Origin of the sequence: Halobacteriovorax sp. XZX-3 (assembly GCF_043196495.1) — a bacterium.
In the GTDB taxonomy this organism is placed as follows: domain Bacteria; phylum Bdellovibrionota; class Bacteriovoracia; order Bacteriovoracales; family Bacteriovoracaceae; genus Halobacteriovorax_A.
Window position 1 is genome coordinate 869,502 of record NZ_JBEBMO010000001.1, and the last position, 23,020, is coordinate 892,521.

A 23,020-nucleotide genomic window follows, 5' to 3' on the forward strand; every position below is an offset into this window, starting at 1 on the left:
AGAAACCAAATGCTAGAAACATTTGAACACGGTAAAGAAAAGATTGGTGAGCTTTTAATTAAGCACACCTCTCTTACACGTGAGCAGTTAGATGAAGCACTAGAGATTCAACAAGAATCTGGAATGCTTATTGGTGAAATCTTACTTAAAAAGAACTATATTCACCCTCACGATATTACAAAAGTAATTTGTCACCAAATTGAAATACCATACGAGTCTGAAATTGATGTGGATACAATTGATCCTGAATTAATTACGAATATTCCAATTAATTATGCAAAGACGCAGGAGCTTATCCCAGTAATGGAAACTCCCCGCTTTGTTTCAGTAATTATTACGGATCCATTTAATTTTGATGCCATCAATGACCTAAGAGAAATTTTTAAAAAAGATATCCATATCTCAGTTGCCCAACCATTGAAAGTTAATGACGCAATCAATCGCGTGTATGAAAAAGCAAATAAGAATATGGTTCAGTCTCTTGAAGACGAATTTGATGAATCACTAGATCTTGACGGTCCGATTGATATCCTAGATGCTGGTGCGGATGAAGCCCCTGTTATTCGTTTTGTTAACTCGATTATTTTTAGAGCAGTAAAAGAGCGTGCAACAGATATTCATATTGAGCCGTATGAAAAAGAATCAATTTATCGTTTTCGTATCAATCGAGTTATGACGGAAGTCTTAAGACAACCGCTTAAAACACACTCTGCTGTAGCTTCACGTATTAAAGTTATGGCAAAACTTGATATTGCAGAAAAACGTCTTCCTCAAGATGGCCGTATTCCAATTAAGATGGCCGGTAAAGATATCGATATCCGTCTTTCAACGGTACCAGTTCAAAATGGTGAGCGTATCGTTATGAGGATTCTTGAAAAAGACAATAATATCCTTCAACTAGACCACCTTGGTTTCCACGGTAAGGTTCTTGATGATCTCGATGCCCTATCGCAAAGAAAAGATGGAATTGTTTATGTATCAGGTCCAACTGGTCACGGTAAATCGACAACTCTATTTGCGATGCTAAGTCGAATCAATACACCAGATCGAATGATTATTACAGTTGAAGATCCGGTGGAATACGAAGTACCTGGTATTTCTCAAATCCAGGTAAACCATAAGATTGAACTTTCATTTGCTAAAGCACTTCGTGCCATTCTTCGTCAAAACCCTGATGTTATCATGGTTGGGGAAACAAGGGATTACGAAACTGCAGAGATGGCGATACAAGCTTCAATTACTGGTCACTTTGTACTATCAACGATTCACACTAACGATGCATCGTCAGTACCAAACCGTCTGATTGATATGGGAGTGCAACCATTCATGATTGCCTCTTCTCTTTCTGGTGCTCTTGCGCAAAGACTTATTCGAACACTATGTAAGGAGTGTAAGAAGCCAAAAGATATTACTGACTTTGACCTAGAAGTACTAGGAATAGATAAAATACCTGAAGGTGCAACTGTGTATGAGTCCGTAGGTTGTCCAAGTTGTGACAATAAAGGCTACTCAGGTATGACTGTTGTCGCAGAACTTTTAATGATTAACGATGAAATTCGCTCACTTATTATTAACTCTGCTCCATCAGGGCAGATTAAAAAAGTTGCACAGAAATACGGGATGAAAACTCTTAGAGATGATGCCATTGAGAAAGTTATAATGGGAATCACTTCAATTGCAGAAATGAACCGTGCAATCAATATTGAAGGCGAAGACGAGAGTCAGGAACAATAAAGAAAAAGTAAAAAGAGTAAGAAGACATGGCCATATTTGATTACAAAGGTATCGATCGTACCGGAACTGAAAAGAAAGGTAATATCACAGCTGAAAACGAACAGGCGGCCAAGGCCAAAATTCGTGCTAAAGGTATTATGCTTACTGCGATAAAAGAACATAAGTCTTCTAGTAAGTCTTCTTTTGAGCTAAATTTCGGAAGTACCGTTTCAATCAACGACCTTTCACTTATGACAAGACAATTGGCCACTCTTGTAAAAGCAAAGATTCAAATTGTTGAAGCCTTCAATGCACTTATTGAACAGTGTGAGAACCCAAAATTAAAAGTTGTTCTCTCTGAGATTCGTCAAAAAGTAAATGAAGGTAGCTCCCTTGCCTCTGCATTCTCAGACTATCCAAAAATCTTTGACCATATTTATGTCAACATGGTTGAAGCCGGTGAACAGTCAGGTACATTAGATATTGTTCTACTTCGTCTTGCAGAATTTACAGAAGCGCAAGTTAAATTAAAAAATAAAGTTAAAGGTGCCATGATGTATCCAATCATCATGTTACTAGTTGGAGCCCTTGTTATGGGTGTAATTCTAGTTTTAGTTATTCCTAAGATTACAAAGATTTTTGTTTCGATGAAAAAAGAGTTACCTCTGCCGACAAAAATTTCAATTTGGCTATCAGGGTTTTTACAACAATATTGGTGGGCCGTAATAATTGGCGCCTTTGGTCTTTATTGGCTATTTAATCGCTATATTAATACAAAGAATGGCCGCGCAAAATGGGACTACGTGACTCTAAAGCTTCCAGTATTTGGTTCACTTATTACAATGGTGAACGTTTCACGCTTTGCTTCAACTCTTGCAACACTTTTAAATTCAGGTGTACCAATTCTTGCTTCAATGAAGATTGTTAAAAACCTAATTGGTAATGTCCATATGCAAGAAGCAATTGAAAGCGCTCGTATTAATATATCGGAAGGTTCTTCCATGGCAGCGCCCCTTGCACAATCAGGATACTTCCCTATCATGGTTACACATATGATAAGCTTAGGTGAAAAATCAGGTGAACTCGAACCAATGCTTAACATCATTGCGGAAAACTACGAGGATCAGGTAGAATCTAAATTAAGTGGGTTAACATCTGTACTCGAACCTATTATGATGGTCGGCATGGGTGGAGCTGTTGCTTTCATTGTAATGTCAGTTGTCGTTCCAATGATGGAGCTAAACTCAATCAATTAAGCTTTTTAGAGGATATAGAAAAGAAGACATTTAAGGAGATTTTAAATGAAGTACAATTTTTTTAAACACCAAGTAATGAAGAGTCAGGCCGGTATGACATTAATTGAAATCCTAATTGCCCTTACTCTAATTTCACTTATGGGGACATTTATTGCAGGTAAAGTTTTCGACTCACTAGAAGAAGGTCGTGTAAAGTCTGCTAACATTCAAATGAAATCACTAGAGTCACTACTGAAAGACTTTAGAAGAAAGTGTAACTTCTACCCAACAACAGAAATGGGATTAGACTCACTTATCAACAAACCGTCTGGCGGACGCGAGTGTAAGAATTATCCACCAAATGGATTTATCGATGCGGATGAAATCCCATTAGATCCATGGGATATGGAGTATGTTTATACTTCAGATGGAAAAACTTACAACATCATGTCTTATGGTAATGATAACGAAGAAGGCGGAGAAGGTTTCGCTGCCGATATCTACTTAAGAGACAATAAGTAATCTAAAATAAATTAGGGAAACTATGCATAAGGCACATGGACAATCAGGTTTTACATTAATTGAAATTCTGGTATCCATGGCCTTAGCTTCCCTACTTCTTTACATGGTTGCAGGATCAACCTTTTCCTCACGCCGCAACCTAGATGATACGATTGAAAATGTTGAACGAGTTATTCGCTTCTCAAGTGATGAAGCGAGCTTAACAAATAAATTTCTACGCGTTGGTTTTGATTTAGAAGATATCGACCAAAAACTCTCTTTAGAAATGGCACAAAGTAATGACTTTGTAATTGATATGGATTCAACAAAGAATTACGATGACATGACTGATGAAGAGAAAAAAGAAGCAAATAAGAAAGGTCGCTTCATGCCTCTACCGGACTTTGATGCTAATGACTTCCGTCCAACGGGCGGTGTTCGCATTGTTGCAGTTGGCAGCACACTAACACAAAAATTACACATAACTGGCAAACCATATGTCTACTTTTACCCCACAGGTGAGAAAGATTCTGTTATAATTATTCTTGCAACTGAAGATGAAATGGTCGCACTATCAACAGAGCCATACAGTCAAGTAATCAATCGTGAGTACGTGGCCTTGGAAGATGTTAACTTCTCTAGTGACGACTTTATTGAAAAACTAACAACAAAAGCAGAAGAACTTTATAACGAATGGTTAAGCAATTAAAAAATAATTCTGGATTTACCCTCATAGAGGTTCTTATTGCACTTGCAATATTCGCTGTCTTTATTACTTCATATATCACTGCTCAAGGCCTAAATATTACAGATTCGATGGAGATGCGAACGGAGATAACTCTTCGTGAATATGGAATTGAAAAAATGAATGAGATTCTGGCCTACCCACCGGAGCTAAAAGATAGTATTACGATGAAGCCTGAAGTAGGGAAATTTGAAAGTAATGAAAATATTAGCTATAGCGTTGAATGGAAGAATTTCACGGTACCAGACTTCGAAAAGATAACGGGCTCTGAAACACCAGATGATGGTGACGATAGCAATAACTCAATTCAAAAACAAATCTTTGGTGTTGTTAAAAAGAACCTTGAAAAACTTATTTGGCAAGTTAGTGTCACTGTTAAAGATGATACTACTGAAGAAACGTTTACAATAAGTACGTGGCTTTCAAATGATAAATATAAAGTAGAGATAAACGGACTCTAGAAGATGAGAAGTTTTAAAACCGATCATATTCACAAAAATGAAAAGGGCTTCACATTAATTGAAGTTCTTATCGCTATTGCTATTTTATCAGTACTCATGACGGCCATTTATACAATCGTCGACAGCAGTGTTAACACGAACGATCGTGTTACTAAAGAAGACCGCGAGAGACTACAGTTAGAAATTGGAATGATGAGAATTGAAAGAGATATCGAACTCATCAACTCTCCCCTTTATTACGAATCGTCTAAAGCAGAAGATAACAAAGCTTTTGCAAAAATCTACAATGCCTCACAGTCACAATCTCAATCGGGATCAAGGCTTGGAGGATCGTCTCAACAGCAACAGCAGCAACAACAATCAAGTAAATATGTGATGACTTCTCATATATATCAGAATAAGAATTTTGATAACTTATCGTCAGGAAATGTTCCAATTCCAATTTTACAAAATGAAGAGAAAGGTTCACTAGTTTTTCTATCTTCAGCAAACAGAAGACTTATAAAGAATATGAAGCAATCTAACTTAATGTGGGTACGCTACCGAGTGGTAACGACATCGACAGAGGGGCAAGAGGAAGAAGAAAAAAATACAGAAGCTCCATATTCCCTAACGAGAACAATCATTCCAGTTGATATTTATAATACTGAATTAGATTGGGAAAAAGCAAAAGAATATCCAGTAATAGAAAACTTAAGAGACTTTTCTTTCGAATTCTATAGTCCAGAAAAAGAAAAGTTTGTTTCATCACTTAGAGAATTGAATAAATTAAGAAATACTCCACGTCTTATTCGTATGAATATCGATTACGTCTCAAAGAATGGAGATGAAATACAAATTAATCGAACAATTAGAGTAATGTGGCCAGAATTTGATGCAGCAGCAGACTTAAAGGAAAAGTATGACTTTAAAAAATAAGAAGACATTACTTAAGAATGAGTCTGGTATCGCCATTATTATGGTTACGACGGCCGTTGCAATTCTAACTGTTCTACTTGCTCAATTTACGTATGAGACAAAACTAAACAAAATCAGAATTGAAGGTCAAATCGATAAAGTACAAGCTAAGCTAAATGCTGAAGCAGGACTTCATTACGCCCTGTCTGTCTTAAAGGTATATAGAGAAGCGTGGAACAAACTTGAAGATAACACTTCCCTTCAATCGACAATTTCTAAAAGTGATATTGAAGCTATTGCCACACAACCATTCGTTGTGCCAATTCCGGTTACGACTGAATTAAGTGCTCTTCAAAAAAATGCTATTGCAGAGTTTGAAAAAGAATCACTAATACAAGGATCAATTTCAGTTAGTCTTAAGCCTATAACAGGATTTCTTAATCCTAATACCCTAAGAGTAATCAAACCAATGAATGGAAGCTCTTCACAATCTTCGTCTGAGGCAAGTGGCCAACAGAGCTCGACAATAACACCTCATCAATTCATGGAGAAAACTTTTACAGAAATGCTTGAAACAACATTTAGAAATGAGATCGAAAATAATGAAGACTTCGCTCTTCACTACTCTAATCTTGATCCGAAACTACTTGTTAAAGAATTAAAGTACTTTGTTTCTGGTAAAGAAGATTATGATGAGCCAGAAAAAGCAGATATCCAGAGAACTTATCAAAACCTTGGCGTTGAAGCCAAACATGCCGCTTTTGAAACAGCAGAAGAGCTTTACTCTCTTGCGGGCTGGGATGATGAGATCGTAAATCTTATAAAGGATCGAATTTCAATTCATAATGTTTCCGTAATTAATGTTAACGAAATTACAATCAATCAACTCAAAGTTTTATTTCCTGAAATGTCTGACGTTGCTCTGGAAGAATTCTTTAAGTACCGTGATGGTGATGAGGAAAATGGAACTTCACCAAGTTCATTTAAAAGTGACAAGGACTTCAAAGAACTTATTACGAATCGTCTCGGAGCTGTCGAAGCATCAGACTTTGATAAAAGAATTAAAGAATTTGCTGACGCAGATATTATCATTGGTACAGGTGGTAAGCTTTTCAAATTAGAATCCATCGGTATGTATGCCGACACAACATATAAGTTGACTGCTTTTATCGACTTACCAATCAAACCTCAGGCACCAACAACGACATCACAAGGACAATCTGGTCAACAAGCAGGTGGTTCACAGAATCCAGATGATGATGACGACCAAGGTAGTGGACAACAACAATCAAGTACAGGTCAACAAGGGCAACAGTCTTCAAGTAAGTACTATCTCCTGCGTCCAAGAGTTGTTGAGATACGCACCTACTAATGGCAAATTTTTCATTCAAAAAAAAACAGCAAAGTTATTGAAATTTGGTAAAATAAATTTATGAGTATTTTAGTAATAGACTGTGGTGCCTACAGTATTAAATTTGTTGAAGGCCGAGTACACAAAAAAAGATTCATTATTGATGATATTGAAGAAGTTCTACTCGAAGATGTTCGTGGGCCAAGTGACCAAGAAGTATCGATTCATGAACTTCAACAAAGAATCATCTCAGGCTTTCTAAAAGACCAGCACTACAATGGTCGAATCATTACTCAACTACCAAATGAATTCTTAACGAATCGCTATCTTGATCTTCCTGCTAAGAGCAAGAAGGATGCGGAACTAATGATTCCTTTTCAACTTGAAGAGGACCTACCATTTAATATCGCCGATACTCACTACATTGTTAATCTTTATAAAAAGATCAATAGTCAATTTTCAGCAATTGTTCAAATTGCAGAAAAGAGTGTCTTTGCGACTTATCGTAATTTTCTACAAGCCTACCATACTGTTCCATCAAACTTAACGTCGGAACTTAGTGTTTATCAGAGCTTTGTTGAAGAAAAGAAATTAGAATCAAATGTATGTATTTTAGATATTGGTCATCAGACAACGAAGGCCTACCTAATTTATAACGGTATTATCTACACTCACCACATTTCGTATGTTGCTGGCGCGGCCATTGATGAGGCCATTTCAAAGACTTACAATATTGGGGCAGCAGAAGCACGTATTTTTAAACACGAAAACAGCTTCTTTCTAACGAAGTCACAGCTTGATAGTGTAACAAAAGAGCAGCAAGATTTTGCTCTTATGATGCATCATACTTTTAAAGACCTACTTTCTCAAATCGACCGATGGCTACTTGGACATAGAGTAAAAACAGGTCAAAGTATCGAACATATCTACTTAACTGGTGGTTGTGCCAATATCAAAAATATTGATAACTATATTACAGAAAGACTTCACGTAAGTGTTTCACAATTTATGACACCAGGTCTTGAGAGAATGGTTTCTGCACAAGAATACAACTCTCTAACACTCGCCTACACAATGGGTGCTTCAAATACATACAGAGAGCCTGCAAAAAACTTTTTTACGAAAGAATTTGCTTCTGCACTTAAAGATGGAATTAAACTAGAAAATACAATCTTTACTTTCTATCGTCTTGCTATAGTTTGCTTAGTTTTATGTGCAGGATTCTTAGTGGAATCACTCTACTTCGTAAATCAAGAAATCAAGTCAACAGATCGTGAGATCAAAAAGCTAATTAAATCGAGTAACTTGAATATTACGCAAAAACAGGAAAGATATCTTAGAAAAACTCCTGAGAAGCTAACAAAGATTATCAAACAAAAAAATAAAGCAATTGATGTTGATTTAAAAGTTTTAGCAAAAGTTCCAAAGACTAGTGCTCTTGCTAACCTACACACAATTACGAGTGCGATAAAAAGAAACGAAGAAGTATCATTAACTAAGTACAAAGGTGATCTAAACTCAGGTTTTGCACAATTTCAAAGTAAGAGTGATCGAGATACAAAACAATTATTAAAAGTCCTTAAAGGACTAAATGTTGACGATGCCAATATTGATGAATCTAATAAAGATAAGATTACTATTAGTTTTAAAGGTAAATAATGACACAAAAGAGCATGTTTAAAGAAATTGATGTCGCTATTGATAAGCAAATAGAAGAAGCTAGAAATTCTGGTGTATTTCAATCATTTGCAGACCAACTACGCTCTTTCTCTGAAACTGAGCAAAAAATTATTAATCAGTTCTTATCTGGACTAGTTGTTATTATTCCTGTCATAGCTCTACTTGGTGTCTTTATCTTTAGGACAATGAAAGTCAGTGATCTGAACACAAGAAAAGAATTAGAGAGCGCTATTGTGAGCTTTAAAGAAGGCAACGTAAAACTTAAGGCCCAAGAAGGCCCTATTGTAATAAATGATGCAATCTACGAAAAATCTGATTTCGTAAATAAATTAACGGATGCGACTTCGAGATTAAACTTAAAAGCAAATCAAATTAATGTTGATGGCTTTCAAAAAGAAAACTTAGGTGGTTCAATCAATCGTATTGAAACAAGTATTATGATTGATAAATTTACTAATAAGGCTTTCGTTGGCTTACTAAACGAACTACACCGAAAGTTTAAAGTTATCATAACAGAAATCGATCTTGAAAAAACAGCTGATGGTAAATTTGTTTCAGGCAAATTTCTTGTCGAATTTTATGCAAAAGTTAACTAATACATAATATGGGTATCCAGAAGAATAATATGAGTGAAGAAGCAGTACAAACAGACGTATACAAGATAAATAAGAAAACAATTTTTCTAATGACGATCCTTGCATTCTTATCTCTCTTTCTTGGATTCATTTTCAATTTTTCAGTTGAAGATAAAGTAATGAGTCTCGTTTATGATGGACTTAGAAAGAATCGAAGCTGCCCTATTTATTATCAGAACGCCTCTCTTAGCTATTTTCTTCCAGGTATTAACTTAAAAGAAATCGATATCTCATCTCGATGTTTAAATGCTCCATCAGGACTAACTATTTCAGAGGCCGATATTTCTTTAGGACTTCCAAGCTTTGCACCAATGGGTCTTACATTTAATACAGAAATAAGTAAGATTTCGGGATTAAATAATAATATCAATATTAAATCGATTCACAATTTTTCAACTCAATACATTAAGATAGAAAATTCTGTAATCAGCTTTGAGGCCCTTGGCCCGCTAATGAATGCATTTAAAATAGATGGAACGATCAATCTAAACGCACTTGTTAGTACAGATTTAAAAGCAATAAAAGATCTCGATATTTATTTAACATCAAAAGATTTTACGATTCCGGCCCAAGTCATTCAAAGTTTTGAATTACCTACTCTAGCAATAAAAAATCTTTCATTTAAAGCACATGCTGAAGATGGAGGGGCCGTTGAAATCCAAGAGTTAATCATTGGAGATAGCAACTCACCTATTCGTGCCAATGCAAGTGGAACAATTTCTCTAGATAAAAGAAATATTAGAAATTCAAAAATCGATCTCGAAGCACAGGTTAAATTTACACCAGAATTTATCGAAAATTTTGCGATTATTAATCTTCTTCTAGGCAATGGTACTCCTGACGAACAAGGTTTCTACCATATGAAAATTGATGGGACTCTTGGACGTCCAAACACGCCGAAAATGATTAAGCGCTAGTTGACTAAAGGCCAACTTTAAAGCATCTTAATTCAATGCAAAATCAATCACTACTTAAGCCAAAAGAAGCAAGGCAGCAAATTGAAGCTGACCTAAAGTTATTTATCGATCAAAATAATTATCACAATTTCTTCAGTGAGATATATGATTATTCGTTATTACCTGCAGGAAAGTTATTTCGCCCTCTGCTCGCTTATGCCACTGCAAAAGACTTTGGTATAGACTTTAGTAATCAAAAGCTTGAGAAGTCAATTAAGAGCTTCTCATGTGCATTAGAAATTCATCATACATATACACTTATTCATGATGATATGCCTTGTATGGATGATGATGAATATCGTCGTGGCAGACTTTCAACTCATGCAAAATTTGGCCAATGGCAAGCACTACTGGCCGGAGATGCACTACAATCTCTAAGCTTTAATTTAATAAACAAAATACAAGTTAGGAATAAATACGAAATTCTAAATTATGCTCATTGGTGTTTAGGCGCCAAAGGACTAATTCTTGGCCAGGCCCTCGATTTAGGCCACCATATGACAGAGAGTTTTAAGAATTTAATTCTTACTCATAAGCTTAAGACAGCACGTCTTATTCAACTCTCAATTGTTGGGCCATACCTATTTAATGACGATGCGGATTTAAAAACAGCAAAGGCACTACACCGCCTTGGACATCACATGGGAATAGCATTTCAACTTCTTGATGATCTTTGCGAATTAGAAGATGAAGTTTTAAGTGAACATGAGGAAGCTGTAAATCCTTGGAAGACACGATCGCAAGAATGTTTCAATGAATTACAATCTAATTTAGAATATATGAAAGTATTTTTTGAAAAGTACGCGTGCGAAAATATCCGTTTAGTGTACGGAGAATATCTTGGAAAGATACTTAGTATTATTGAACCAAATCAAAGAACAATAACTGGTCACTTAGATGTAGAGACAGGCGCTAGGCCCGCCTCTTTAGATCCAATTATTTCTTTGTTGAATACTTTGACTCTTTAGGTTCAATTGATTCAGGATGCTCTTCGCTTGCTCTAGTTTATCTAAATCAATATTGTAATTTACAACTTTTGATTTAGAAGACTTTGCAGGCTTAGTATTTAACTTCTTCTTTGCAACAGCACTGTCTTTAGAAAGATCTAATTGACCTCTTAAAACTAGCTTAGCTTTTTCAATAGTCATCTTTTCTTCAAATAGAAGGCCTTTGATTTTTGCCAGCATTTGAATGTCTTTTTGTTCAAAAAGTTTTTGACCAGTAGAAGAAACGAGAGGTGAAATTTCATCAAATTCACTTTCCCAAAATCTTAATACGTATGGCTTTACACCAACGATTGAGCAAACTTCATCAAGTTTAAATAACGATTTTTGTGGAATCGATAATGTTTCTAGCATTTAAAATCCGTTTTCACTCTCGTAGTCATCATCAGTATCATTTCTGAATGATGTTAATGCTTTCGGTGTTCCTTCCTTAGGAGCAATTGAAGTGTCTTCCTTACCTTTATCATCGATACGGTGAACGTAGCGTCCAGTAATATCTTCTTTTAGCACCTGTGAAGGTTTAAAAGTAAGAACACGTCTTGCTGAAATTTCCATCGCCTCACCTGTTTGTGGGTTACGGCCAACTCTTGATGCTTTATCGCGAATTGAGAAGTTTCCAAAACCAGAAATTTTTACTTTTTCCCCGCGGGCCAAAGTATCTTTAATTACCTTAAAAACTAAGTCAACAAGATCAGAAGCTTCCTTTTTAGAAAACCCTGCTTCCTTATAAACTCGTTCGACAATATCAGCTTTAGTCAAGCTCATTGCATTCCTCCATGAATCAAAAGAACCTTTATATATTAATAGGTTAGCAGAATTATGAATATTTCACAAAAAAAATTTTGTGGGAAATATATTTCATTTTAATAACTTAGCCTTTTTCGGCGTAAAGATGTCAATTAAGCTAGTTTTAAGAAAACATTAAGTTGAGTAGCTAAATAAATACCATGTATTATGTTTATATCAACTTCTTCTTGTCAAATTGGCGTATTGACATGAACAATCCCCAGCACAAGTTTTGCACTTCTGCTGGGGATTTTTTTATCAGACTATTTCACTTAGATTATTAAGACTTCTTTTTAACTGCTTTCTTCTTGGCCTTTTTCTTTCCAAGTTTCTCTTGATCTTTAGCAATCTTTTTTAGGAGCTTTTGCTTTTCCGCATCTTTCTTCTTAAGCCAGTCAGTTAATTTAGTATCAACATCATTTAGCTCTTCAATTAGCTTCTTGGCAACAAGCTTAGGTGACTTCGCAATTTTTGTATACTCATTAAGTTTTTTCGTTTCATCCTGAATAAGTAACTTGCGTTTTTCAACTTCATCTTTTGTCATACGATAAATTGGCATATCTGCTAGATAATCAGCATAAACGTACTTCTTTTTATCAAGATACTCTACGAAAGACTTTCTGTTTTTCGACTTTGTCGCCTTTTCGTATTCTTTATTTTTGATGAATTTGATAATTTCATTATTCTTTGTAATTGAATCTTTCAGATCAAGGCAAAGAAGTTCATAACGACGAGTAACAACCTTTAACCTTTCACCAGTGAAGATTTCAATAATCTCTTCAGCTTGATCAAAAATCTTTACCCCTCTTTCTGAAATTAGAGTGTAATTTGGAGAAAGAGTTGAAGTTGCACCAATTGTATCTTGAATTTCTTTAAGTGTTGCTTCTTGGCCCTTCTTTAAAAGAAGTTCAATATTGATTTCATTATCCACAGAAGCATCAACGAAATCTTTGATATAACCGCTATCAATGAATTTTGTCAGGTGACGATAAATCTTCTTAGCATCGTAACCACGAGGAAGTTCAGTAATAAAGAACTTTCCACCTTTTTCTTCAATCGACATTTCAAACGTAAGTTTTCCAGTCTTCTTATCAACATGAATTGGTAGAGAATAATTATGAACGTAAGGTTTTAACTTCTTCACCTTACCAGTTTCAATAAATGAAATCATCGACTTAATAATATCTTTGTGATGAAAACTTGGAATCGTCGAAGAGAAACCTGTACCAATCCCCTCAGCTCCGTTTAATAACATAAGAGGAAGCTTTGGAAGAAGCCCTACTGGCTCCATCGAACGTTCATCATAATTTGGAACCATTTCAACTTGGTTCATATCATCAAATAGTAAGAGATCAGATACCTTACCTAGCTTACATTCGATATACCTTCCAGCGGCCGGATCAGTTTCCATCCTCTCTCCGAAGTATCCTTTCTTATCAATAAGAGGATAGTTATTAGAGAAAGTATAATCTTGGGCCATATTTACAATGGCCGATTCAATCGAAGCTGGTCCGTGCGGGTGAAGAGTTAAAACGAGACCAGTGGCAGCTGAAACTTTTAAAAGTCCTTTCGACTGATTTTTCCAAAGCGTATAAAGAATACGTCTTTGACCCGGTTTAAGGCCATCTTGAAGATAAGGGATCGCACGATCCATTAATGTATAGATCTGATACGTGCGGTATTCATCTCTTACGATATCTTCTAAGTTTACTGATTCTAGTGAATGAAGATAAGTTTCTTGCATTATTTATTTCCTTCCAATTTCTTTTTTAATCAAGGTAATCAATCATGTCGGCCAGACCACCAGTTGCAGCTTTTTTTGCAACGGCCTTCTTTGCCTTTTTCTTAGCAGCTTTCTTAGCGACTTTTTTTGCTGGTTTTTTCGCCGTTTTCTCAGTTTTTTTCGCAGCTTTTTTAGCTACTTTCTTAGCTGGTTTAGGCTTAGTTACAACTTTATCTTCAGAAATTGCCTCTGACATAATCTCAGACTGCTCTTCATCAAGTAATAAATCTTTTCTAAGATTCGTATCTTTACCAAAGCAGATATTTAACATCTCTTTAGCTTTTGATTTTTGATCAACGATAATTTTTGTATATTCATCTTTTGATAAAACATACTTCCAGGCTTCCGGTGACATCTCACCAAGCCCTTTGTTTCGATGAATTTCTTTTATTCTTACTTCTCCAGAATTTCTAAACTCTTCTAGTTCTTTATCTGATTCGAAATACAGAGTTTTCTTATCTGTCACGACTTCAAAAAGTGGCGCTTTTGCAATTTGAATAGCACCCATTTCAAATAATTCTGGCCAAAATTGGTAGAAGAAATTTGTTAGAAGCGTATTGATGTGCCCACCGTCAACATCCGAGTCGGCAAGGAATACGATATTAGAATAACGAAGCTTCTTCTCATCAACCTCTTGTCCAAGAACAAGACCGATTGATGCCATGATATCTGAAAATTCCTGATTATTTAAAATGTCTTTGATACCTGCTTGGGCAACGTTCATAGGTTTACCACGAAGAGCAATCCCACCTTGGTACAGTTTATTACGAGCAGATCTTAGACCACCAATGGCCGAATCCCCTTCACAAATAAAGAGTGTACATAAATCACGTTTTTTTCTTTCGTTGGCATCAAGAAGTTTTTCAACTCTTTGTCTTTTTTGCTTACGGCCCTTAGATGCCGCTTCTTTAAGAACTTGATATTTGTGACGAGACTTAGCTCTTTCAATAACAACTTCAAGATAGTCTTTGTTTTTTCTCATGAATTTATCAATAGACTTTGCCATTAATTCTTCAAGGGCCTTTTCAAGATGTGCATCACGAACTAACTTACGTTTAGTTTGCGATTCAAATCTTGGATTTGGCATTGTCACACCAAGAACAAAAGTAAGACCAGAAAGAATATCATTATCAACTAACTTAATTTTCTCTTTCTTTGCCTGACGTTCTAACTTGTCTTTAATCGCATTAATGAAAATTCTTCTTACGCGATCGTGGTGGAAACCACCATCATAAGTAGGAGTAGAGTTAACAAAAGAAATAAATTTCTCTCTTTCTTCACTTCCCTTATCAATAGTTAGAGAAAGAGACATATCAATCTTTCCCTTAACCTTTTTCTTCTTAGTATTTACTGTTTCGTAGATATAGGCTGCTTCACCAAAATCATGCGCATTCTCTTCATCAATTCTTTGAGCTAGTTGGAAGAGACCTTTTTGATAGTGATACTTCTCACCATTAAAGTAGAAAGCTAGCCCTGGATTATTGTAAGCAAGGTCAATAATTCTCTTTCTCAGAAGGTTTTCATCAATCTTATTATCTTTGTATACTTCTTTTGACAGAGTTACTTGGATTGATACACCAGATGCACCTTTGAAGGCTTTTGGTTTTGATTGAGTAATCTTTAGGGCCCCGTCGATAAACTTCGTCGTCTGCTCTTTCTTAGAGTTATAGTGTTTAATTGTAACAATAAACTCATCTGCAGTAAGACAAGTTGCAGCAGCACCAAGTCCGTTCTGTCCTAAAGTTCTGTGTAAGAAGCCTTTCTCGTCTGTTTCTTCATCCTTAAACTTAGAACCAGTTCTAAACTCAGAATAAACCTGCTTGACTTTATTTAATGGGAAACCAATACCATTGTCGGCAACAACAACAGTTTTCCCATCTTCACTAAGAGAAGTGTGAATTTCTGTAACGTGCCCGCGGTAATACTCATCAATACAGTTATCTAAAAGCTCTTCAATGGCCTTTGATTTTGCCTGATGAAATTTAACGGTTTTGAAATCTACTGACTTATCTTCGTAGACATATGTTTCTAAATCTTCAATATCATTAGAACCAAAGACGAGCGTAATACGGTTTCGACAGTGCCACCTTTGATCTTTACTCTCAATGACGGCGTCTTTCGTCTTACCTTTACGATTAACTTTTTCAATGCTGCGTCCCATGCTTAAATTTTCCCCTATCTTAGCTTCGTGCTATAATGAATTTACTATAAAGAATAAGGGAAACTTAAAGGCCTTGAAAGTTACAACGCGTCAACCATTGATAATTACAGCAGTTTTTTACTTGATTTTGGTATTTTCAAATCTTGCTATCGCCTCTGATTTCAAGGGGATTGATGCTGATATCAAAGAAATTTTAGTTGATAAAAAAAGAATTTATCGAAAGGCCATTGTTGAGACCCAAGAAAACAAACAAAGTTTAGATTACCAAATATATGGAATCCATCCAAATAAATGCAAAGTCGCTTTAAGAAAATTGTCGCGCTACGAAAAATTTAATGAATATATCGACCTAGTAAAACTATCAGGTTATTCAGAAAAGAAAAAAGAGATCTATCTGTATCTCGACCATACTCTCATGCCCTTTCCGATGTCGCTAAATTTTAAAATTCCCCGCATCACAAAACCGGGTGCCTATCCATTTACATTTGATAAGGGATTCTTAAAAGGACTAAGGGGAGAAATCAATGTGAGACAACTTTCGGATGGTAGATGCCTCTTCTTTTCAAAAAGTTATTGGAAGGGTGAAAAATCTTCGATACCAGACACTCTCTTTGAGATGTTTTCAGAAACCCTTGGAGAGCTTGCGATGGAAAAGTTATTTCGTGTATCTCGCCGACTTTAGTTCTTCTATAAAAATTTTCTCTCTTATTTGCCAGAAACGCTGTTTCTTTCGCGCAATCACAAATTTCGGTTCTCTAAAATACTTTCGATCCTTTAAGATTTTATCAAGATCATCAATATAATACTTAAGCTCAGGTGTTTTTAAGTGTTTCTTCACAAAAGCATGATAGAAGGCCATCTGTTGCGACTTACTATTTAGCTGATAATATTCTTTTAAAGACTCTCCGTTCACATCAAAGTAGCTGACTTCAAGAGAGCGTCCCTTCTTACCTTGATGTTCACTAAAGATCATCTCTTCCACACGCATAATATGGGCATCTTTAAGTTGCATTGCCTCTTTTAATTTCTTATCAGCGTCACGTAATTCATGTGAACAATGTACACATTCATGAGCACTAATATCATTACTTTGTCCGCAATTATCACAGCTTTTAAATCGAAAAAGAAAGCCACACTCTTGGACAGTCATATTACTTTCGTCAATATGGATACCTTGGCACTTTCGGCCATAGTGTTCAGTGATACAACCTTCACTATCAACCTTGCCCCAAAAGATATTAGCATGCCCACAATCAGGACACATCACCTGCACTTCTTGAGTTTCTCCATGAGGTCGGATTTCACCGACTTCAGGTTTAAAAATATCGTGGTCAAGTCCAGTATAATCGAGAATTAAACAGTCTTCTTTTCCTTCAAAAAGTCTTAGACCTCGTCCAACAATCTGTTGATAAAGACTAATGGACTCTGTTGGACGAAGGATTGCAATCAAGTCCACATGAGGAGCATCAAACCCAGTTGTTAAAACAGAGACGTTTACTAAGAATTTTATTTTTTGATTCTTAAAATCATCGATGATTTGGTCGCGAACTTTTTGATCAGTTTCACCTGTTACAATGGCACTAGAGTCTTCAGGTAAAAAACTCAAGACTTCATTGGCATGCTTTACTGTAGAAGTAAAAAGCATAACCCCATTTCTCTCTTTTGCCTCTTGGACGATATGCTTAACAATCCCTGGTGTAACACGAGCGCTATCGTTCAAAATTTTCTCAATTTCTTGAGTTAAAAATCGTCCAGAATTCTCATTAACTTCAAGTTTTGAAAAGTCATAGCAAGCAACAGGAGAATCAATTTTAATTGGCCTAGTTAAATAACCATTTTTAATCATATAACTAAGTGGCAACTCATAAATACAATGCTTAAAAAAGCGCTCTTCTTTTGTCCTTAGAATTTCATGATAGTGATAGTTATAAATCCATCCCATTCCAAGGCGATATGGTGTTGCCGTAAGGCCAAGAAAGAAAACCTTTTGGTTTACTTCTTTTAGTTTGTCAAAAACCTGTTGGTATTGAGACTCTTCTTCTAGCGAAATTCGATGGCACTCATCAATGATAACAAGAGAAAAATCTTTGAAGAAATCATCAGCAGCACGGGCAATAGATTGAATCGAGCCGAAAATAACCTTTTCGTCCTTATCCTTTCTATTCATAGAGGCAGAAAAGATTCCCGCTTTTAAATCATAGGACTCATACTTAGCATGATTTTGTTCTACTAACTCTTTTACATGGGCCATCACAAGAACACGCCCACGTGCAATACGCGCAAGTTCAGCAATGACTAAACTTTTTCCAGCACCTGTTGGGAGAACAATAAGAGAAGGATCAGCACATTTTCTAAAGTGAGAGACCACTCTCTCAACAGCTTCAACTTGATAATCCCTGAGTTTAAATTTCATTGATGTATTGTATACAAGAATATTTGAAATGGAAAAAAAGTGGCCTATTGATTTTAATCAACATCAAACATTTAAAGAGCATCTCCACTCGATGACTCGCGAAGTCGAAAACTTATTATTTAATTTAAAGTGTAAAATGATTACTGTTTGATGTTGTTGAAAGTGACTTAGGAATACTTATTGAAACACTAGTCCCAACACCTTGTTTACTAGATACAACGACATCACCATACATTTTGGCCAATAAATTTCTTGCAATTATCATTCCCTGACCACGTCCAGTTTCCCCTTCAGTACCCAATACCTGCTTAGACATGCTAACATTCATCCCCTTTCCTTCATCAATGATTTTAAACACGAAAAAATCATTGATCTCTGAAATAGAGATGATGATCCTTCCGTATGGAAATGAGTATTTAATTGCGTTATAAAAATAATTTGCAAGAATATTATATGTAAAGATTGGTCTATTAATATAAAAGTCACTACTCTGAGTACTTACTTCAGTAATAACATCTAGATTCTTTCGTAAAATTTTATCTTTGAAACTATCAACTAAATCATCAACGACACTAGATACATTCTCAATTGAGTAATTATTAACAATATGGTCTTCATCTATTTCATTTTGAAGTGCATTATTAGCGATAAGATTTATGATTTCGATGTGTTTCGATATTGTTGTTGCAACCTTAAGATCTTTTTCATCCTCTAAAGTTCGTAACAACCTTTCACATGAAAGTTTGATTGTGACGATTGAATTATTAATGTCATGGCCTAAAGCACGAACTAACACACTCTTTTGTTTTAGCGACTGATCAAGTTGTTCATTTAACTTTTTAAGTTCGTAATTTTGTTGATCTGATTCTTCTCTAAGCTCATTAATTAGATTTATATACATTGATTTTGCGGCCAAATGTGCAAATCTCGTTTTAAGAAAAAGACCAATTGTAGAAACAATATTCAGCTTTTGACTTGGTGATATCTCCATTGTCATTGAAGAGTTTTCAATCCTTAAGCTAACAACTTTGGCAGGTTCTCGACCAATTATCATTGGAAAGTTCCTATAAACTTCTGCATAAATCTTGAAAAATAACGAATGCACTTTCGGTGCCGAAGCTTCTTGGACAAGTCTAATATTTTTACCACGTGTCGATACATTCAAAGTAACGCCTTTGAATAAATATGTTAAAACCAATTTAGATTGAATGTTATAAAGGCTTTTAAGAGATAAAATACTAAAAACTAAGTTTTTAAATACACTTAGTTTTTCTGAATTTAGGCCATCATTGGCAACAACTCGAATAACTTCATCCTCATCAACTTTTTGTAGAAGAAGATCTGCATAGTCATTTAAAAACTTATAAGAAATATACTTATCACAAGTATTTTCATACTTAGAATATAATTCATTGAATGGAGCTTTATCGACACCAAGCTTTGTGACTGAATCTATAATCAGACGGGCCATTAGCTTGGAGCATTTAAATTCGTACATGAAAGTTAAGTACCAAAACTATTCAACAAATTCACTCCATAAATAAATTTTACACAGTTTATTGGCTTATAAATAAATAATGCCTACATTAGCTAACCCCATAAGTCACTGAAATAATAAGATATATTAATTTACAGTATAGATCCTCTCTAGTCGTACTACAATTCTCAAATGGAAATTCAACTAAAAATTATTCACAAGCAAGAAATGTTTAGTAGAGCTAACAAGGCACTGCTTCAAAAGGCCTTTCAAATGTATCAAGAAACATGGGCCGAAATCTTTAAAATTCAAGATAACTTTTGCTCAGATACATTTCTAAGGCAAGAGCTTCATATTCTGCTTTTAGACGCTGATAATAATGTATGTGCTTACTGTGCAATGAGTAAGCATGACTTCTCTATTCCTTTATTTAAACAGCAATCATACTTTAGTGAAATTCCAATGGAAGGCATCAGGGCAATAAAAGAGCTGGCCATAAGTAACGTCTACAGTATTGAGTTACTAACAATTTCTCCGAGTTATCGTAAGAAAAGACACCACTTAGACTTCTACAGTATCTTGCGACAAATTCTAGTGAATATTACAAGAGATATTCAAGCAAAACATGTTATTGCACCAACTGTAAAAACTAATAGCGCAAGTAAGGAAGGTCAAAAGCATGGAGATATTATCTGCGCCAATATTATTTACAAGGGACTCTTATGTAATCTTCTATATTTTAACGAAAAAACAGCTGTCGATATAAATGATGAAATTCTTAAAAGAAAAGTTAACAAACTCTATGATGAATATAGAGATTCAGTTCTATTTTTAAAGTTTCCAGATGAGGAGGAAAATTATGAATCATTTAGAAAGTTTGCTTAATGAATGTGTTACTCAAATAATCGAAGAAGTAAGAGCAATAAAGTTTGAAGATGAAAATGTATACGCCAATTGGCTAGCGCAAACTTACTATTATACCTCTGTCTCTGAAAGTATTTTGAGAACGAGTGCAAAGCATTGCAAGTCCGAGGAATTATCAAAGCGATGGTTAGAACATGCTGATGAAGAGTCTGGACATGAGAACCTGGCCCTTAGTGACTTAAAGAGTTTAGGTTATAATATTTGTGATTTTCAGGAGTATGAAGAAACAAAGATCTTCTACCAGTCACAGTTTTACTATGCCAATACATATGGAGGTGAAAGTGTTTTTGGTTGGGTCTTAGCACTAGAGGCATTCGCAGCAAATCTTCCTCAAATAATTGTTAATAACTTAATTCAAAAGTATGGAAAATCAGCGACAAGATTTATGAAAGTACATACAGATGAAGATATAGAACATATCAAAAAGGCATTAGAAGCAGTTAATCAACTACCAAACAAAGATATCATTATAAATAATATGAAAGAAACAACTAAACGTTATATCAGGTTATTACAAGCATGTGAAAGTAGTGCTCAGACTCTTAGCAAAGCATCTTAACAAATAGGCCCTACTACAATTTAATGAAGTAGGGCCTCTTTTATAAACTAAGCAATTTTACTTAAATCATTCTCATCACCTATCGTTGCCTCTTCCTCATAAAAGCGAGGTGGTTTTTTAAAGACAAGATATAGGTTGGTCAACAAGTAGGTTTTTATCAATTCAAGGTAACCTGACGTAGAAACCTGTACTAGGTCCTCTTCATTTTCGTAATCGATTAAACTATTGCAAAAATTTTGGTACTCAATATTATTTGCCCGACTCATTTGAAACATATTTGTTTTAAATCCCATCTTCTTGCATGGAGACTTAAGAACAAAGCGATACGGGTCAATATTGCACTCTGTAGGGTCCTGAAACCATTTTTTGATGTAGAACTCTTCAAGAAGTTTTACAACGTTAATATAGTCCTTTGGTGGTTTCTTGATCTGACTCTTTGGAGATGGCCAAACTTTACGACTTATCTTATCAAAGGCTTCAATTGCAGCAGGAGTCGCTGATATATTAGTCGTATAAAAACATTTATGCTGCTTAAAATACTCCAACTTATTAAAGCATGCCATCATGGCCATCGCTTCATTACCAGTATAAGAATTTGCAATCATAATTCCGACATGAAGAATATTTACATCACCATCTTCAATAATATAATTCATTAAAAATGAAATATCTTTTCCACGTGTATGAACTATAGAAACAATAATATGACTCAAAAAACTTTTAATCTCATCGATATCTTCTAGCTGAAGGTATCTAATATTTACTTTTTTCTTAGAAGTATTATTAATTTCTATAATTGAACGATACAAACGTTTTAAATTAAAATCATCCAAATACAGGCCTGGCCTGAAATATGTTTTGAAGGAGTAGCTCCCCCACTTTACCTCATTCATAAGTGCTCCCTAGGCAACTTTCTTTACTTGTTTTCCTTTCTTACTCTTTGAACCAGCATTCGTTAGTTGAAATTCATACTGGTCAAAAAACACCCCTAAATGATCCGTATGTGGTAGGCCACAGATAACTTTATAAGCTTCGTTGGCCATGAGAACTCCAGATAACCAAACGACAGGCGTAAAACTAGGCCTTGTTGCTTCCTTAGTTACAATCTTATCAACGAGATCTTTAGAAATATATTTGTATGGAGAAAAATGACTGAAGGTAAAATCAACCTCTTCTCTAACTGCCTGGTTACATAGTTCAGGCGTTAGATCCTCAACTGCAGTATTCTTGGTACATAAATCGAGATACTCTTCCCAGTGGGGAGAATCCGGAGTCATTACAAAGACTGATGCAAATGGAGTGATCCAAGCATCAACGATTGTGATATTTTTTCTGCGCGCTGCTCTTTCTAGAATTAATGAGTAAAACATTTCATCCATTCCATTGATAACAATATCAACGTCATCTAAAAGATCTTCGATATTATCTTTTGTAACACCTTCGTTAAATGATTCGATTTTTAAATTTGGATTTATACTTCTGAATTCTTCTTCTAAGACATCGACTTTATAGCGATCATAGTTCTTTGCATTACAATGTATTTGACGATTTGAATTATGGGGCTCGTAACGATCAAAGTCAGCAATTTTAATTTTTCCTATTCCCATACGAACAAGAACTTCACTAGCGACACCTCCCATGCCACCAACTCCACAAACTAAAACTGATGCTCCTTGTAATTTATCTTGATCCTCTTGAGTAATTAAACCAATATTTCTTGAAAACATCTCTACCCTCCA

General features: G+C 35.2%; 22 protein-coding genes. 14 read left to right on the plus strand and 8 right to left on the minus strand.

The genetic code is table 11. The features are described from left to right. Nucleotides 1-9 precede the first annotated feature (9 nt). The 11 genes from ABMA70_RS03970 to ABMA70_RS04020 are packed head-to-tail and all read left to right on the plus strand — an operon-like array spanning nt 10 to nt 11,142. On the plus strand, nt 10-1,734 hold the full coding sequence (locus ABMA70_RS03970) for a GspE/PulE family protein (protein ID WP_233189680.1): 1,725 nt from the start codon (nt 10-12) through the stop codon (nt 1,732-1,734). Between the two features lie 26 nt (nt 1,735-1,760). Then, on the plus strand, nt 1,761-2,969 hold the full coding sequence (gene gspF / locus ABMA70_RS03975; RefSeq protein WP_103216815.1) for a type II secretion system inner membrane protein GspF: 1,209 nt from the start codon (nt 1,761-1,763) through the stop codon (nt 2,967-2,969). Nucleotides 2,970-3,014: 45 nt separating this feature from the next. After that, on the plus strand, nt 3,015-3,470 hold the full coding sequence (gene gspG, locus ABMA70_RS03980; protein WP_392991441.1) for a type II secretion system major pseudopilin GspG: 456 nt from the start codon (nt 3,015-3,017) through the stop codon (nt 3,468-3,470). Between the two features lie 22 nt (nt 3,471-3,492). Next, the gene (locus tag ABMA70_RS03985) at nt 3,493-4,158 is read left to right on the plus strand and encodes a prepilin-type N-terminal cleavage/methylation domain-containing protein (RefSeq protein WP_392991439.1); all 666 of its coding nucleotides are present in this window, start codon (nt 3,493-3,495) and stop codon (nt 4,156-4,158) included. Continuing rightward, nucleotides 4,143-4,655 carry a prepilin-type N-terminal cleavage/methylation domain-containing protein gene (locus ABMA70_RS03990; protein ID WP_392991437.1) on the plus strand — a complete coding sequence of 171 codons (513 nt, stop codon included), beginning with the start codon at nt 4,143-4,145 and terminating at the stop codon, nt 4,653-4,655. The genes ABMA70_RS03985 and ABMA70_RS03990 overlap by 16 nt, the downstream gene beginning before the upstream one ends. A gap of 3 nt (nt 4,656-4,658) precedes the next feature. After that, nucleotides 4,659-5,573, plus strand: a complete 915-nt coding sequence (locus ABMA70_RS03995) for a type II secretion system protein J (RefSeq protein ID WP_103216811.1) — start codon at nt 4,659-4,661, stop codon at nt 5,571-5,573. Continuing rightward, entirely contained in the window at nt 5,557-6,924 is a 1,368-nt protein-coding gene (locus tag ABMA70_RS04000) for a hypothetical protein (protein ID WP_103216810.1), read from the plus strand. Before ABMA70_RS03995 ends, ABMA70_RS04000 begins: the two co-directional genes overlap by 17 nt. A gap of 60 nt (nt 6,925-6,984) precedes the next feature. Next, a complete protein-coding gene (pilM, locus tag ABMA70_RS04005; protein ID WP_103216809.1) occupies nt 6,985-8,562 on the plus strand; it encodes a pilus assembly protein PilM in 1,578 nt (525 codons plus the stop codon). Next, nucleotides 8,562-9,179: a hypothetical protein gene (locus ABMA70_RS04010; protein ID WP_103216808.1), complete on the plus strand. Its 618-nt coding sequence runs from the start codon at nt 8,562-8,564 to the stop codon at nt 9,177-9,179. Before pilM ends, ABMA70_RS04010 begins: the two co-directional genes overlap by 1 nt. Before the next feature lie 29 nt (nt 9,180-9,208). Then, the gene (gspN, locus tag ABMA70_RS04015) at nt 9,209-10,135 is read left to right on the plus strand and encodes a type II secretion system protein GspN (RefSeq protein ID WP_392991435.1); all 927 of its coding nucleotides are present in this window, start codon (nt 9,209-9,211) and stop codon (nt 10,133-10,135) included. 35 nt (nt 10,136-10,170) lie between these two features. Then, on the plus strand, nt 10,171-11,142 hold the full coding sequence (locus ABMA70_RS04020; protein ID WP_392991433.1) for a polyprenyl synthetase family protein: 972 nt from the start codon (nt 10,171-10,173) through the stop codon (nt 11,140-11,142). Here the strand turns inward: ABMA70_RS04020 and ABMA70_RS04025 are convergent. The 4 genes from ABMA70_RS04025 to ABMA70_RS04040 form a co-directional block, all read right to left on the minus strand. Further along, a complete protein-coding gene (locus ABMA70_RS04025) occupies nt 11,101-11,532 on the minus strand; it encodes a MerR family transcriptional regulator (RefSeq protein ID WP_103216805.1) in 432 nt (143 codons plus the stop codon). The two genes, ABMA70_RS04020 and ABMA70_RS04025, sit on opposite strands and share 42 nt — an antisense overlap. Beyond that, nucleotides 11,533-11,937 (minus strand): integration host factor subunit alpha, encoded by a 405-nt coding sequence (locus ABMA70_RS04030; RefSeq protein ID WP_392858006.1) that lies wholly within the window; start codon nt 11,935-11,937, stop codon nt 11,533-11,535. Between the two features lie 307 nt (nt 11,938-12,244). After that, complete coding sequence (locus ABMA70_RS04035) at nt 12,245-13,708, minus strand: DNA gyrase subunit A (RefSeq protein WP_103216804.1); 1,464 nt, start codon at nt 13,706-13,708, stop codon at nt 12,245-12,247. Between the two features lie 25 nt (nt 13,709-13,733). After that, nucleotides 13,734-15,908 (minus strand): toprim domain-containing protein, encoded by a 2,175-nt coding sequence (locus tag ABMA70_RS04040; RefSeq protein ID WP_392991431.1) that lies wholly within the window; start codon nt 15,906-15,908, stop codon nt 13,734-13,736. 73 nt (nt 15,909-15,981) lie between these two features. Here ABMA70_RS04040 and ABMA70_RS04045 point away from each other — a divergent pair, with 73 nt between their 5' ends. Next, nucleotides 15,982-16,590 (plus strand): hypothetical protein, encoded by a 609-nt coding sequence (locus ABMA70_RS04045; protein ID WP_392991429.1) that lies wholly within the window; start codon nt 15,982-15,984, stop codon nt 16,588-16,590. Here ABMA70_RS04045 and ABMA70_RS04050 read toward each other — a convergent pair. Further along, nucleotides 16,564-18,321: a DEAD/DEAH box helicase family protein gene (locus ABMA70_RS04050; RefSeq protein ID WP_392991427.1), complete on the minus strand. Its 1,758-nt coding sequence runs from the start codon at nt 18,319-18,321 to the stop codon at nt 16,564-16,566. The genes ABMA70_RS04045 and ABMA70_RS04050 overlap by 27 nt on opposite strands. A 124-nt stretch (nt 18,322-18,445) precedes the next feature. Beyond that, nucleotides 18,446-19,819 (minus strand): sensor histidine kinase, encoded by a 1,374-nt coding sequence (locus tag ABMA70_RS04055; protein WP_392991425.1) that lies wholly within the window; start codon nt 19,817-19,819, stop codon nt 18,446-18,448. 171 nt (nt 19,820-19,990) lie between these two features. Between ABMA70_RS04055 and ABMA70_RS04060 the strand changes: the two genes are divergently transcribed. Then, a complete protein-coding gene (locus ABMA70_RS04060) occupies nt 19,991-20,683 on the plus strand; it encodes a hypothetical protein (RefSeq protein ID WP_392991423.1) in 693 nt (230 codons plus the stop codon). Beyond that, complete coding sequence (locus tag ABMA70_RS04065; RefSeq protein ID WP_158246779.1) at nt 20,658-21,281, plus strand: iron-containing redox enzyme family protein; 624 nt, start codon at nt 20,658-20,660, stop codon at nt 21,279-21,281. Before ABMA70_RS04060 ends, ABMA70_RS04065 begins: the two co-directional genes overlap by 26 nt. A gap of 47 nt (nt 21,282-21,328) precedes the next feature. Here the strand turns inward: ABMA70_RS04065 and ABMA70_RS04070 are convergent, their stop codons facing one another. Both ABMA70_RS04070 and ABMA70_RS04075 read right to left on the minus strand, forming a co-directional pair. After that, nucleotides 21,329-22,174 carry a hypothetical protein gene (locus tag ABMA70_RS04070; RefSeq protein WP_103216797.1) on the minus strand — a complete coding sequence of 282 codons (846 nt, stop codon included), beginning with the start codon at nt 22,172-22,174 and terminating at the stop codon, nt 21,329-21,331. A 9-nt stretch (nt 22,175-22,183) separates the two neighbouring features. Then, on the minus strand, nt 22,184-23,008 hold the full coding sequence (locus ABMA70_RS04075) for a ThiF family adenylyltransferase (protein ID WP_392991420.1): 825 nt from the start codon (nt 23,006-23,008) through the stop codon (nt 22,184-22,186). Nucleotides 23,009-23,020 lie beyond the last annotated feature (12 nt).